General features: G+C 71.1%; 13 protein-coding genes. 6 read left to right on the top strand and 7 right to left on the bottom strand.

Translation table 11 applies throughout. The features are described from left to right. Nucleotides 1-28 precede the first annotated feature (28 nt). Nucleotides 29-634 carry a GOLPH3/VPS74 family protein gene (locus tag ABT186_RS30895; RefSeq protein ID WP_351231828.1) on the top strand — a complete coding sequence of 202 codons (606 nt, stop codon included), beginning with the start codon at nt 29-31 and terminating at the stop codon, nt 632-634. A gap of 92 nt (nt 635-726) precedes the next feature. Here ABT186_RS30895 and ABT186_RS30890 read toward each other — a convergent pair whose 3' ends face one another. Both ABT186_RS30890 and ABT186_RS30885 read right to left on the bottom strand, forming a co-directional pair. Beyond that, nucleotides 727-1,722 (bottom strand): IPT/TIG domain-containing protein, encoded by a 996-nt coding sequence (locus ABT186_RS30890; protein WP_351231830.1) that lies wholly within the window; start codon nt 1,720-1,722, stop codon nt 727-729. 135 nt (nt 1,723-1,857) lie between these two features. Continuing rightward, nucleotides 1,858-2,649, bottom strand: coding sequence for an IPT/TIG domain-containing protein (locus ABT186_RS30885; RefSeq protein WP_351231831.1), 792 nt, complete (start codon nt 2,647-2,649; stop codon nt 1,858-1,860). Between the two features lie 717 nt (nt 2,650-3,366). Here ABT186_RS30885 and ABT186_RS30880 point away from each other — a divergent pair. Continuing rightward, nucleotides 3,367-4,347: a D-cysteine desulfhydrase family protein gene (locus tag ABT186_RS30880; RefSeq protein WP_351927842.1), complete on the top strand. Its 981-nt coding sequence runs from the start codon at nt 3,367-3,369 to the stop codon at nt 4,345-4,347. An 86-nt stretch (nt 4,348-4,433) separates the two neighbouring features. Here ABT186_RS30880 and ABT186_RS30875 read toward each other — a convergent pair whose 3' ends face one another. After that, complete coding sequence (locus ABT186_RS30875; RefSeq protein WP_351927840.1) at nt 4,434-5,921, bottom strand: SPFH domain-containing protein; 1,488 nt, start codon at nt 5,919-5,921, stop codon at nt 4,434-4,436. Nucleotides 5,922-6,054: 133 nt separating this feature from the next. Further along, on the bottom strand, nt 6,055-6,273 hold the full coding sequence (locus ABT186_RS30870; RefSeq protein ID WP_351236960.1) for an NfeD C-terminal domain-containing protein: 219 nt from the start codon (nt 6,271-6,273) through the stop codon (nt 6,055-6,057). Between the two features lie 105 nt (nt 6,274-6,378). On the opposite strand from ABT186_RS30870, the gene ABT186_RS30865 reads away from it, so the two are divergent. Next, the gene (locus tag ABT186_RS30865) at nt 6,379-6,561 is read left to right on the top strand and encodes a hypothetical protein (RefSeq protein WP_351927838.1); all 183 of its coding nucleotides are present in this window, start codon (nt 6,379-6,381) and stop codon (nt 6,559-6,561) included. A 78-nt stretch (nt 6,562-6,639) separates the two neighbouring features. Here the strand turns inward: ABT186_RS30865 and ABT186_RS30860 are convergent, their stop codons facing one another. Next, nucleotides 6,640-8,103, bottom strand: coding sequence for an amidase (locus tag ABT186_RS30860; protein WP_351927836.1), 1,464 nt, complete (start codon nt 8,101-8,103; stop codon nt 6,640-6,642). Nucleotides 8,104-8,259: 156 nt separating this feature from the next. On the opposite strand from ABT186_RS30860, the gene ABT186_RS30855 reads away from it, so the two are divergent. After that, nucleotides 8,260-9,294 carry a LacI family DNA-binding transcriptional regulator gene (locus tag ABT186_RS30855; protein ID WP_351236956.1) on the top strand — a complete coding sequence of 345 codons (1,035 nt, stop codon included), beginning with the start codon at nt 8,260-8,262 and terminating at the stop codon, nt 9,292-9,294. A gap of 131 nt (nt 9,295-9,425) precedes the next feature. On the opposite strand, the gene trxA is transcribed toward ABT186_RS30855, so the two are convergent. After that, on the bottom strand, nt 9,426-9,812 hold the full coding sequence (trxA, locus tag ABT186_RS30850; RefSeq protein ID WP_351236954.1) for a thioredoxin: 387 nt from the start codon (nt 9,810-9,812) through the stop codon (nt 9,426-9,428). A gap of 121 nt (nt 9,813-9,933) precedes the next feature. Here trxA and ABT186_RS30845 point away from each other — a divergent pair, with 121 nt between their 5' ends. Both ABT186_RS30845 and ABT186_RS30840 read left to right on the top strand, forming a co-directional pair. Next, on the top strand, nt 9,934-11,364 hold the full coding sequence (locus ABT186_RS30845) for a dihydrolipoyl dehydrogenase family protein (RefSeq protein WP_351927834.1): 1,431 nt from the start codon (nt 9,934-9,936) through the stop codon (nt 11,362-11,364). Nucleotides 11,365-11,430: 66 nt separating this feature from the next. Beyond that, nucleotides 11,431-12,999 (top strand): hypothetical protein, encoded by a 1,569-nt coding sequence (locus ABT186_RS30840; RefSeq protein WP_351927832.1) that lies wholly within the window; start codon nt 11,431-11,433, stop codon nt 12,997-12,999. Here the strand turns inward: ABT186_RS30840 and ABT186_RS30835 are convergent. Beyond that, nucleotides 12,988-13,650: a peptide deformylase gene (locus ABT186_RS30835; RefSeq protein WP_351236948.1), complete on the bottom strand. Its 663-nt coding sequence runs from the start codon at nt 13,648-13,650 to the stop codon at nt 12,988-12,990. The two genes, ABT186_RS30840 and ABT186_RS30835, sit on opposite strands and share 12 nt — an antisense overlap. Nucleotides 13,651-13,725 lie beyond the last annotated feature (75 nt).

The raw sequence follows: 13,725 nt of genomic DNA, 5'->3' as shown, positions 1-13,725 counted from the left end.
CACCGATGCCTCTGACGTGGAGCCACGTATGACCACTGCACGGGACCTGCTGATCGTCGCTCTGGATGCCGCCCCCGGCCGTCATGCCGAGCCCGGTGACCTGTCGCTCGCGCTCGCGGGAGCCGAGCTGCTCGATCTCATCGACGCCCGGGCCCTCACGCTGGACGGAGACCTCATCGTGCCGGCCGACCCGCCGGTGACCGATGATCGTCTGTTGCGTGATGCCGCGTCGTCACTCGTCCGGCAGATGCCGTACGAGTCGGTCGAGGACCGGCTGTGGCGCAGAGGGCGTGGTCTGTCCTCGGCGTATCTGGCCGCCTTCGAGGAGGAGGGGCTGTTCGCGCGACAGCACCGCCGCTGGCTGCCCTCCTGGACAGGTGAGGCGGTGCTGGTCGATTCCCAGGCCCGCCGGGAGGCGGCGGACCGATGGAACTCCGGGGAGCCCGTGCTCGCCGCGCTCGCGACGGCCGTCGGAATCCGCGACACCCCGAGCGGACGACTCCCGGAGGTGATGGACGAAGCGGCTGAGACGGTGCTGGCCGCCGTCGATGACGCGGTGACGGAACTGACCGCCGTACGACAACGGCGCACCATCGAAAAACAGGCCTTCGACAACATCTGGCGGGCCCCTTGACGAGGTCGCCGACGAGTTCGCGCTCGGCGGGGACGACCGCCTGGCTCATACGGCGGATGCCGCCGTACGGCGTGTCCGAGGCTGACGGGGAGTCACGACGTGTACTGGTAGGACGCGCTGTTGCTGGTGCCCCCTGGGCCGCGGACGACGACGGCGCGGGTACCTGAGCCTGCGGGGGCGGTGACCACGACCTGGCTGTCGGAGACCGTGACGAAAGAGGCCGACGTTCCGCCGACGGTGACGCTGTCCGTGTAGGTCAGGTTGACGCCGGAGACGGTGATGCTGTTGCCGCCGGCAGCCGGCCCCTGGCTGGGACTGAGTGTGTTGATCACCGGGGGCCCGACATAGGTGTAGGTGGGGTTGTCGATCCCGGGGAGGCTTGTCCCGCCGGGCGTGGTGACAGTGACGCCCACCGTTCCGGTGCCGCTGGGGGGCTGGGCGGTGATCTGACCGTCGGAGATCACGACGACGCCGGTGGCGGCGACGGAACCGAAGCGCACGGCGTTGGTGAGGGTGAGGTTGGATCCGGCGATGGTGACGGTGTTGTGTCCGGCCGTCGGGCCCAGGTCGGGGTCCACACTGTTGGCGGTCGGGAGGGGGACGTAGTAATACGGCAGCGACGTGCTGGTGCCTCCGGCCGTAGTGACCGACACGTTGACCGGCGCGGCCCCTCCGGCGGGAGCGACCACGGTGACTTGTGTGCTCGTGTTTCCGGTGATGGTGGCGTTGAGAGTGCCGAAAGTGACCGCGGTGGCACCCGAGAGATTCGTGCCGTTGAGGGTGACGGTGTTTCCACCTGCGGTGGCGCCCTGGTTGGGAGTGAGCGAGCTGATCACGGGGGTGGCCTGATAGGTGTAAGTGACGCTGTTACTGGTACCGCTCGAGGTGGTGACGGTGACTGCGACCGCACCGGATCCCGGGGGAGCGGTGCAGCTGATCTTGGTGTCGCTGACCGTGGCGAACTGTGCCGCGGTCGTCCCGAACTTCACCGCTGAGGCGTTGGTGAAGCCGCTGCCGGTGAGTGTGACAGCCGTACCCCCCGCGGCCGGGCCCTGGTTCGGACTGATGTTGTTGATGATCGGCGCCATGACGTACTCCTGTCCACGTGAAGGGGCGGGCGCGCCGCGCCCTGGCGCCGAGCCGTGCCAGGGCGCAGCGGTCCATGCGCTCCGAGTGCTGCCCAGGAACTGCCGCGCGAGCGGCAGTTCCTGGGCAGTGGAGGGTCAGGCTGCGGTGAACTGGTCGGCGGCCACGGCCGGGCTGGTGCCGCCGGGTGTGACGACCTGGATGTCGTAGATGGATGCCGCGGTGAGACCGGCGGGGACGACGGCGATCAGCTGGGTGGCGGAGACGGAGGTGAAGCTGCTCGCCGAGATCGGGGTACCTCCGGTGGTCAGCGTGAAGGTCACGTCACTGACGCTGTCGAGGTTGCTTCCGGTGACGGTGACGTTCGTGCCGGCCGGCCCCGAGGTGGGGCTGATGCCGCTGACCGCAGGGGCGGCGTAGTAGGTGAACTGGTCGGCCAGGCTGACGGCGCTGGTGCCCCCCGGCGTGGTGACGGTGACGTCGACGGTGTCCAGGCTGCCGGTGAACGTGCCGTGCGCGGGGGGTGTGACGGTGATCTGGCCGTCGTTGACCACGGTCACCGCGGTGCCCGCGCCGATGGCACCGAAGGTGACGGCGGAGGTGTTGAGGAAGCCGCTGCCGTTGATGGTGATGGGGGTGGGGGTGCCCGGACCGGTGCTCGGGCTCACGCTCGCGACGGCCGGGGTGGCCGCGTAGAAGAAGGGGAGGGAGTTCGTGGTCGTCGTTCCGACGCTCACGTTGACGTTGTACTGCCCGGCGCACAGCGAGGGGATGGTGCAGGTGACCTGCGTGGCGGAGACGACGGTCGCGGTGGCCGACTTGTTTCCGAAGTTGACCTTGCTGGCGGTCGACAGGCCGGTGCCGACGACCGTTAACGTCTGTCCCGCGGAGCCGGGGTTGCTGGTGGTGAACGAGGTGATGCTGGCCATGGTGTGTCCTTTCGCTGCTGTCGTGTGACGGACGAGCGGTCGTGTGATGGACGGGAGGTCGTGGAGGGACGAGGCCCACGCCGGCCGAGGGGATTTGCCGGCGTGGGCCGTGCGGAGAGACAAAAGGATCCGGCAGCGGCTTCGCACGCGGATTGGCCGGGTGATGTCCCACAGGCGGGGAATGCCGCAATCGAGCACCGCGTCGCTATCGGCGTGGACTCAACCTGGTTGAGCGCGAAGGTCGTGATGTCGCCCCCGAACCACGACCAGGCGGATGCTTGTTTCTCCCGTATTCTCGACGAACTCAGCAGGAGGCGAGATCTCCCGCTGACTCAGCGGCGGGGTATTCACACCCGCATCTGACATCCTCAGTAACCCATTGGGGCGACCAACATCACAAGAGAACGATAATCCATTCACTCATACGACGGAGCGCATTTATCGGCCCCCCTGGAAAGGGTCGTACCACCTGCGCAAACCGGTGTGCTGGCGTAATGCGGTCTGAAAATACTACCGGTATTTGGCGCTGTGCAATGTGCGCCTCTTCGGGTGGGGTGGCGCCGTCATAACCGGATGAGTTCAAGGCGGCCGACCTGTCATTTGGCAATGCATAAATTCGGGGCTTCTCGCGGGTGGCGGTGACACCGCGATCCATCTCCAGGAGTCACTTCGGGAAGATGGACAGGCCCGGCACGTTCCGCCCGACCTGGAGACTTCATGAGTGACAAGATCGCCCTCTCGACGTGGCCCACACCGCTGGAACCCCTGCCCCGGCTGGCGGCGGCGCTCGGGCTGGGTGAGGACGACCTCTGGATCAAGCGGGACGACCTCATCGGACTCGGAGGCGGCGGCAACAAGGTCCGCAAACTGGAATGGATCGTGGGGGCCGCCCTCGCGGACGGCGCGGACACGCTGGTCACCACCGGTGCCGCACAGAGCAACCACGCCCGGCTCACGGCGGCCGCCGGCGCCCGACTGGGACTGGACGTCGTGCTCGTCTTCCCCGGAACACCCGACAGCGCCACGGACGGCTCCGGCAACCTCGTGCTCGACAGCCTCTTCGGAGCGAGGATCTTCTGGGCCGGGGACGGCGTGCCCAGCGCCCTGGCCGGCGTCGCCGACGACGTCTGCCGACGACTGTGCCGCGACGGAGCCCGCCCGTATCCGATCCCCTTCGGCGGCTCGAGTCCCCTGGGAGCGCGAGGATACGTGGACGGCGGTGAGGAACTGCTCGCCCAACTGCCCGACATGGACCACGTAGTGGTGGCGCTCGGTTCCGGCGGCACCATGGCCGGACTGATCGGTGCAGTGGGCGAGCGGCGCGTTCTCGGCGTGCACTGCGGAGCGGTGGCCGATCCGGCCGCCACCGTCGCCGACCTCGCCGGCGCCCTCACCGGGCGCAGTATCGGCGCGGACTCCCTGCGCATCCGTACCGACCAGGTCGGCGCCGGATACGCAGTCCTGCACGAACCCGTCCTGGAAGCAATGCAGTTGGCCGCGACCACCGAGGGAATCGTCCTGGACCCCGTCTACACCGGGCGCGCCATGGCCGGACTGATCGCTGCCGTCCGGGACGGCGACATCCGCTCGGGCCGGCGCACGGTCTTCCTCCACACCGGCGGGCTCCCGGGCCTGTTCGGACATACGGCAGCCGTGCGCCGCACCGTCGGCGCCCTGCACTCCTACAGCGCGGGTTGAGCCCTTCCCCGGACAGCACTTCGGGCGTACGGAAACCGATTCCGTACGCCCGAAGCCTCAGCCCCTCAGCGGCTCACCGCCCGGGTTCACTCCTCGTCCTTCTCCACTGTCACCTTCTCCGGGCGAGGCGGCGCGGACCCGTTGAGCGCGGCGGTGCCGTTCGCCGGCGTCCCGTTCTGGTTCATCGAGGACAGCAGCTGACGAGCGAGCCCCAGACCGGTGCCGCCCATCGTCAGAGCCTTGGCGAACATCTCGGCCATGCCGTCGGCGCCGTTGAGGAGCACCATGTTGTCGACGTTGCCGAAGGCTGAGGCGCCCGCCTGGACGATCTCCGGCCACTTCTCGGCGAGTTGCTGGGCGACCACGGCCTCCTGGTTCTCCGCGAGCGCCGCCGCACGCGCCTTGATGGCCTCCGCCTCCGCGAGACCCTTGGCCTTGGTCGCCTCGGCCTCCGCCAGCCCCCTGGCCTGGGACGCCGCCGCCTCGGCCTCACCGGTGGCGCGGGTAGCCGCCGCCGTGGCCGCACCCCGCGTCTTGGTCGCCTCGGCCTCGGCGCCCGCGGCCGTCTTGACCCGGGTCGCCTCCGCCGCGGCCGCCAGCTCGGTCTCCTTCGCCTTGGCCTGCGCCGCCGAGATCCGCGCGTCACGCTCGGCCTCGGCCAGCGTCCGCTTCTCGTACGCCTTCGCGTCCGCGGGCTTGCGGACGTCCGCCTGGAGCTGCTGCTCGCGGCGGTGCGCCTCCAGCTCCGCGACCCGGGTCTCCTGCACCACGACCTCCTGCCGGGCCGCGGCATCCGCGAGCGGACCGGCCTGGCGCGCCTTGGCGGCCGCCTTGTCGCGCTCGGCCTGATAGCCGGCCTGCAGGATCTCGCTGTCCCGCGTCGCCTCCGCCATCCGCGCGAACGACTGCTGCTCCGCCTCGGTGGCGAGACGGTTCGACTCCGCCTGAGCGATACGCGCGTCCCGCTGCACCGCCGCCGCGTGCGGGGCGGCCAGGTTCTGGATGTAGCCCGTCGGGTCCTCGATCTCGTGGATCTGCAGGGAGTCCACGATCAGGCCCAGCTTCTCCATCTCCGTGCCGCAGGCGGCGCGGGTCTGCCCAGTGAGTTTCTCCCGGTCGCGGATCATGTCCTCGACCGTCAACCCGCCCACGATCGAGCGCAGATGACCCGCGAACACATTGTGCACGCGCTCCGACATCAGCTTCTGCTGGTCCAGAAATCGGCGGGCCGCGTTGGCGATCGACACGAAGTCGTCGCCGACCTTGAAGATGACCACGCCCCGCACCTTCAGCGGAATGCCCTGGTGGGTCACGCAGTCCACGTGCAGTTCGGTCTCATTGAGGTCGAGCGAGAGTTTGCGTACCGCCTGCACACCCGGCAGCACCAGCGTGCCGCGTCCCGTGACGATACGGAAACCCATGCCTTCTTCGAGACCTTCGGTCCGATGCTTCGAACCGGAGATGATCAGTGCTTCGTTGGGCTCCGCGACACGCCACATGAGCTTGAAGACCCCAACGACGAAAACCAGCGCGAGGACGACAGCCCCCGCGACGACGCCGATGACCATCGGCATACGCCCCCTTTGCCTGGTGCCGGGCCGGCACCGAACGAAGAGGAGTGTGCGCCTGCGCAAGACGGGGGTGAAGACGCTGACGAATCCTTGTTGCAATCTTGATGCGGACACTCTCACCTGCGAGGAGGCGAGCTCAACTGTCGTACGCAGCCTCGACGTACACGGTGCGCGGCGGCAGGTACTCCACCACCATCACCACCGTGCCCCGCTCGATGCGGGCCGTCCCGTTCGCGGCATACGCGAGAAAGTGTTCGGCGCCGCCGCGCACCCGGACCATCACCTCGCCGACCAGCCCCGGCCCGACGGTTCCCGTGACACGTCCCATCAAGCCCACCATCGACGCATCGTCCATGGTCACAGCGTAGGTCCTGGCGGCGCCTCATGGATGTACCCGAGCGCAGAGGAGGGTACGTTCCGGAGGCCGGGATCACAACGCCGTGCGACGAGGGGGGAGTTCATGAGCGACGAGCTGGTGCGGTTCGCGCTGGGCGAGGGGTCGGCCGGGGTGTACGTGGAGCTGGCCGAGGACGATTCCGGAGTGGAACCGGGGTGGTCGAGAGCGACACGCCGTCCCTGGGGACACCCCGCGCCCCGTCCGCTATGCCTCGGCACGATGTTGACAGACAACAGCAGCCGGTAACAGCGATGCGTCTGAATCCGGGGACTGCCCCGTCGACAGGGGTGACGTGAGATGACGCCACGCCGGAGGAGTACGGATTCAGGCGGCCGCGGTCGGCGCCTCGTTCCCGTTCTGCGGCCACATCTGGTGCCACCGCAGGTCCGCCTCCAACTGGGCCGCCAGCGACACCAGAAGCGGCTCGCTGTTCGCCGGGCCGAGCAACTGGGCGCCCACCGGCAGCGTTCCCCCGACGTCCCGGGTTCGCCCGGCCGGGGAGGTGCTCCCGTCGACGAAGCCTGCGGGGACATTGACGCCCGGCCAGCCCAGCACGTTCCACGGCCAGGCGTACGGGCACGCGGCGATCATCGCCCGGTCGGTGTTCCAGCCGTTCATGTTCGCAAGCGTCCCGATACGCGGCGGGGGAGTGGCCGTCGTCGGCGCGAGGATGACGTCGTACGACGCGAAGAGCGCCCCGACGCGCCGGTGCAGCGCCGCCTCCGCGCGCCGCGCCACGCGCAGCGGCGCCCCGCCGAGCAGCCGGCCCAGGCGGGCGGCGTCACGGGTGCGCGCATCGAGCAGCTCCGGGAACGGCGCGTCGCGTACCTGCTCCGCCAGTCCTGCGGTCGCCCGCGGCACGAAGGTGAGCCCGATCTGCCCGTAGCGCGGCTCCGCCTCCTCGACCACGTGCCCCAGCGCGGCCAGCCGCTCCCCGAGCGCGCGCACCCGCTCCCGTATACCGGGATCCAGCGGCGTGGGCATCGCCGTGAAGGGCGGCTTCAGCGAGAGCGCGATCCGCAGCCGGCCCGGGTCGCGACCGACCGCGGCCGAGACGTCGAGGGCCGGCGGGCGGTGCAGATCGCCATCGTGGTTGCCGCTCGTCACGTCCAGGAGCAGTGCCGCGTCCGCGACCGTCCGGGCGAGTGTCCCGTTGACCGTGATGCCCTGGAAGGATTCGGGGCGCGGCCAGGTCGAGATCCGGCCGCGCTGTGGCTTGATGCCGACGAGATGCGTCCAGGCAGCCGGGATGCGGACCGACCCGGCACCGTCCGATCCCAGCGCGGCCGGCACCAGGCCCGCCGCGACGGCCGCCGCCGAGCCGCCGGACGAGCCGCCGGGGGTGTGGCCGGGATGCCAGGGATTGCGGGTGGCGCCGAAGGCGGGACCCTCGGTGAACGGCCACTGTCCCAGCTCACAGGTGTTGGTCTTGCCGACGATCACCGCTCCGGCCGCCCGGAGCCGTCGTACCGCCTCGCCGTCCTCGGTCACCGGCGGGAAGTCGCCGCGACAGCCGAACGCGGTCGGCTCGCCCGCCACGTCCATGTCGTCCTTGACGGCCACCGGCACCCCGAGCAACGGCCGCCGCATCCCGGCCGCCAGCTCCTTGTCGGCCGACTCCGCCTCGGCGAGCGCGGCCTCGGCGCGCACCACCCGGAACGCGTTCACCGAGGACTGGGTCGCCTCGATCCGGGCCAGCGCGCGCTCCACGAGCTCGCGGGAGGTCACCTCGCCGGCGGCGAGCGCACGGGCGCACTCGGCCAGGCCCGGAGTACGGTCGGAAGCCATGGGGGACACCTCCGCAGACACGTCGTCTACTGAACGGTAACCTCTGGGCGCGGCATCCGGAACCGAATGCACAACTTCCTTGGGGGGAGCGGCGGTTCGCCTCGATCGCACCCGGGCGGCGGCCTCCGCGGCCGTTCTGCAAAGATGCGGTACGTCATGGTGCAGATACCTGAACAGCCCGTCCCTTCGTCGCCCGCACCACCCGCCGTGCCGACGAGTGCCGATGTGGCACGCCTGGCCGGTGTCTCGCGCGCGACCGTCTCGTACGTCCTCAACAACACCAGCGCAGTGCGCATCAGCGAACCCACGCGCCGCCGCGTCCACGAGGCCGCCGAGGAGCTGGGGTACGTCCCGCACGCGGCCGCCCGCAGCCTGCGCGCCGGACACAGCCGCATGGTGCTCATGCCCTCTCCGAACGTGCCGGTCGGCCCCCTCTACAGTCAGTTCTTCAACGAACTGCAGTGGGCGCTCAGCCGTTTGGACTACACCGTCGTGCAGTACGGCGGCATCGGCCTGCGCGGCGACGAGGCCGCCCGCGCCTGGGCCGAACTGCGCCCGGTCGCGGTCATCGTGCCCGGCGGCGGCCTCGGCCCGCAGGGCGTGCACGTCCTCAAGCGCTCCGGCGCCCGCGCCGTCGTCACCCTGGGCCCCGAACGCGTCGAGGGCGCCCATGCGCTGCTCCTGGACCACGACGGCGTCGGCCACAGCGCCGGGGTGCACCTGCTGGCACGGGGCCGCCGCAGGGTCGGCGTCGTCATCCCGCAGGAGCCCGGCCTGGGGTTCTTCTCCAAACCCCGGCTCCAAGGCGTACGGCGTGCCCTGGACGGCACCGACGCGACCGTCACCGAACTGCTGCTCGCCTACGAGGAGGAGGCCGCCGCCCGACTCGCCGCGCGCTGGCGCTCCCTCGGCCTCGACGCCGTCTTCGCGTACAACGATGAGTACGCGATGCTGCTGATGCGCGCCCTGCAGGACGAGGGCGTGGGCATTCCGGAGGAGACGGCCGTGGTCGGCGCCGACGACCTGATGCTCGGCCGGCTGCTGCGGCCGCGGCTGAGCACGGTCCACATCGAACTGCCGTCCGGACGCGATCTCGCGGAGCTGGTCGACCGGGTCGTACGCGATCCCGGGGGTGTGCCCGAGGCGCACGAGGTGCTCGGAGCACGGATCGTGCACCGCGAATCGAGCTGAGCACACGGCAGGCATGGCGGCCCGGCGCAGCGGAAGAGGCCGTCGCCCGCCCGAACGCGGGTCAACGGCCCTTTCCCGGCCAGTGGTGACCCTGCTGCCCAGCCAACGGTCACCGGTCGCCCGGCCAGTGGTTACTCGCCGTTCTGCTCGGCCTTGGCCTGCTGCTCGGCGACCGCCTTGCGGACCTCGTCCATGTCCAGCTTGCGGGCCTGCCCGATGACGTCGTCGAGGGCGGTCTGGGGCAGCGCGCCCGGCTGAGCGAACACGGCGACCCGGTCCCGGACGATCATCAGCGTCGGGATCGACTGGATACCGAAGGCCGCGGCCAGCTCGGGCTGCGCCTCGGTGTCCACCTTGCCGAACACCAGATCCGGGTTCTCCTCGGCGGCCTTCTCGTAGACCGGGGCGAACTGACGGCACGGCCCGCACCAGGACGCCCAGAAGTCGATCAGGACGAAGTCGTTGTCCGTGACCGTCTGATCGAAGTTCTCCTTGGTGAGCTCCACGGTGTTGCTCATGGCGTGTTTCCCTCTTCCTGGTGTCGGGGCTGAGCCGCTGTGCACAACGGCGACGCAGAGTCATGTATTCCGCGCGCGTACCCGGGTGGCCCGCGCGCACACCAACAACCAGACTGGCCCCATGACGGAAACGGAATCCATCGCGTACGACGTCGTGGTGCTCGGGGCCGGGCCCGTGGGGGAGAACGTGGCCGACCGCACCCGTGCGGCAGGTCTCTCCACCGCGGTCGTGGAGAGCGAGCTGGTCGGCGGCGAATGTTCGTACTGGGCGTGCATGCCCAGCAAGGCCCTGCTGCGCCCGGTGATCGCCCGCGCCGACGCGCGCCATGTACCGGGCCTCGCCCACCTCGTGCAGGGCGCCCTCGACGCGCCGGCGGTGCTGGCCCACCGGGACTACGAGGTCTCGAACTGGAAGGACGACGGCCAGGTCGCCTGGCTGGACGGCATCGGGGCCGACGTGTACCGGGGGCACGGCCGGCTGGCCGGGCCGCGCACGGTCACGGTGACCGGCCCCGGGGGTGAGCACCACGTGCTCACCGCCCGGCACGCGGTGGCCGTGTGCACCGGCAGCCGCGCCCTGCTCCCCGACCTGCCGGGGGTCGCCGAGGTGAACCCGTGGACGAGCCGTGAGGCGACGAGCTCGAAGTCGGTGCCCGGCCGGCTGATCGTCGTGGGCGGCGGTGTGGTGGCGACCGAGATGGCCACGGCCTGGCAGGCCCTGGGTTCCCAGGTCACCCTCCTGGTCCGCGGCAAGGGCCTGCTGTCCCGCATGGAGCCCTTCGCCGGGGAACTGGTCGCCGAGGCGCTCACGGAGGCCGGTGCGGATGTACGCTTCGGCACCTCGGTCGAGTCCGTGCGGCGCGAGGGCGACACCCTCGTGGTCGTCACGGACGCCGGGGACCGTCTGGAGGCGGACGAGATCCTCTTCGCCACCGGCCGGGCGCCCCGCACCGACGACATCGGCCTCGACACGGTCGGTCTCGAGCCCGGATCGTGGCTGTCGGTCGACGACAGCCTGCGAGTCACGGACAGCGAATGGCTGTACGCGGTCGGCGACGTCAACCGTCGCGCGCTCCTCACCCACCAGGGCAAGTACCAGGCGCGTATCGCGGGCGCGGCGATCGCGGCCCGCGCCGCGGCCGTTCCCCTGCTGGAGACGGACGCCTGGGGCGCCCACTCCGCGACCGCCGACCACGCGGCCGTGCCGCAGGTGGTCTTCACCGACCCGGAGGCGGCGGCCGTGGGTCTTTCCCTGGCGGAGGCGGAGCAGGCGGGCCGCCGGGTCCGCGCCGTGGACGTCGACATGGCGTCGGCCGCGGGTGCGGGTCTGTACGCCGACGGCTACCGCGGCCGTGCCCGTATGGTCGTCGACCTCGACAGCGAGACCCTGCTGGGCGTCACGTTCGTCGGCCCCGCCGTCGGGGAACTGATCCACTCCGCGAGCATCGCCGTCGCCGGCGAGGTCCCGATCAGCCGTCTGTGGCACGCGGTCCCGTCGTATCCGACGATCAGCGAGGTGTGGCTGCGGCTGCTGGAGGCGTACCGCGGATAATTCGCGCGCCGCTGCCGACCTGGTCGTCTACCGTCGGCCTGCCGACGGTGGACAGGGGAGGACACGGTGGACGCGGGTACTGGGGAGCGGCTGGAGCGTGCCCTGACGGGCCCCGACGTGTGGGGTGCGCTCGGCACGCTCGCTTCCGATCCGCCGCCGGACCTGGTCGAGGCCGTGGAGGAGCGGTACGGAGCTGCCGGGCCCGAACAGCGGCGCCTGCTGACATGGCTGTTGCGGTCCCTGGGCGAGAGCGGCGATCCGGCGCTCCTGCGGCTGCTGGAGCGCGCCCGCGGCGAACATGCCCGAGATGTGCTGGCGACGGCCGTGCAGCGCGGACTGCGGATCCCCGCGGGAGTGCTGCGCGGCCTCGTCGACGATCTCGGCATGATGGAGCCCGTCGTCGACGCGATGGGGCTGTCCGGCGACCCGTCGTTCGCGCCGCTCCTCGCGGGCGTCCTGGACAGGACCGGCCTGGGAGGCCGCGCCGCCCTCGCGCTGGGTCGGCTGGGGGAGCGGCGCTGGACCGGGGCCCTCGCGGAGCGCGTGGGCGGAGTGTCGGGCCTGGATCACACGGCGTTCGCGAGGGCATTGGAACTGATGGGGGACCCCGCAGCGGTGCCGTACCTGGTCAGGTGGCTGCGCAAGGGAGGCGAACCGGCGGGCGACGTACACGATGCGCTCGTCCGCATCACCGGACGCAACCCGCTGCTGCCCCTGTGGACCACCTCCGAGGAGTACACGCGGAACGCGCGGCGCGCCTGGGCGGGCGTCACGGCGGCCGGGCGGGTTCCGCCCGACCTTCGCGACATGGTCGTCGAGTCCCCGTCCTGGGCACGGTTCGAGCTCGACGAGGGGCGGGGACGCATCCGGATCGACTTCGACGCTCCGGCCGCCGGTTCGAGCTGGCCGCGCTGGAACAGGTCTCTGTTCGTCGGGGGCGAGCCGCTCTACCGGGTGGGCTCCATCTGCGACACCTGCGAGACGGCCCTGCGGCTGCTGGACTGGCCGGCCCGGCGGGCCGTACGGGGAGCCGCCCGGCTGCGTGGCGCCCTCTCGGACGTCCACGCGCTTGACGCCGAACTCCTCGATGCGTCAAGGCCGTTGCTGGAGGAGCTGGAGACCGGGCACTACCGCGTCTTCCTGGCCGACCTGCCCCTGGAACGCGTCGCGACGCCTGAACGGTCATGGTGGGTGAGGCGGTGGGAGGACCGCACCGAAGCGGACCTGTCTCAGGAACCCGATCCGGTCGACTGGCCGGGTACGGAGCACTTCCAGCTGACACACCGGCTCACCGAGCCCGTGCCGACGTACGGCGTCGTACTCCCGTCGCAGCCGCTGGACGCTCTGGACGATGACCAGGTGGCGGGGCACCGGGTGGCGATCGAGGGCGGCGCCCGGCCTGCCGCCCTGGTGCTCGGCTGGGTCGAGGACCGGTGGGTCGAGGCCGCGCACGAGGAGCGCTTCCTCGTCGGGACCGTGCTCGACGGGCACCACAAGCTGGCCGCGTACGCGGAGGCGGGCGTGCCCGCCCGCGTGGTCCTGCTCTCCCGCCTCGAGGACAACTGGGCCGAGCGGGACGGTTGGGGCGCCCGGCTCGAGGCCGTACTGCCCTGGCCCGGGGCGTCAGCCGGGTAGGCGGAAGCCGAGGGACCGCGCCGCGCGCTCCGGTGTCGGCTGGGCCCACCGCGCCGCCACTGCCTCGTTGGACGACAGCGAGCGCAGCTCCGAGCGGTCCAGATAGAGCATGCCGTCCAGATGGTCCGTCTCGTGCTGGACGATACGCGCCGGCCATCCCGTGAACTCCTCGTCCACGGTGGCCCCGTGCTCGTCCAGCGCGCGCAACCGCACCCGGGCGTGCCGGGCCACCACGGCCTGCCAGCCCGGCACGCTCAGACAGCCCTCGAAGAACGCGGCCCGTTCGGCGCCGACGGCCTCGTACGACGGGTTGACGAGCACTCTGAAAGGCTGTGGCACCCGCCCACGCGCCACCCGGACATCCTCGGGCACGGGCGCCGGATCCTCGATGACCGCGATCCGCAACGCCACCCCGACCTGCGGCGCCGCCAGTCCCACACCGGGGGCCGCGTGCATCGTCTCGCGCAGGGCCTCGATGAAGCGGGCCAGCAGCGCGGGCTCCAGCTGGCCGTCGAAGGGCTCGGTCCCCTGGCGCAGCACCGGATCACCGGCGGCGACGATCGGCAACGGGCCACCGGCGGCGAGGAGTTCTTCGACCCGCTCGGCGATCGGGCGGTCGTACGGGTTCGTTCGGGCGGGTTCGGATGCCATTGCGCCAGCATGACAGCCGGATCGCGCGGCGGACGGGACGGCCGGGCCGGGTGCAGTGGTGGCGCAGGTCACAAA

This window comes from Streptomyces sp. NPDC001634 (assembly GCF_040298185.1).
Taxonomy (GTDB): domain Bacteria; phylum Actinomycetota; class Actinomycetes; order Streptomycetales; family Streptomycetaceae; genus Streptomyces.
The sequence above is the reverse complement of the archived record's forward strand: the minus strand, read 5'-3'. Positions and strand labels throughout refer to the sequence as shown.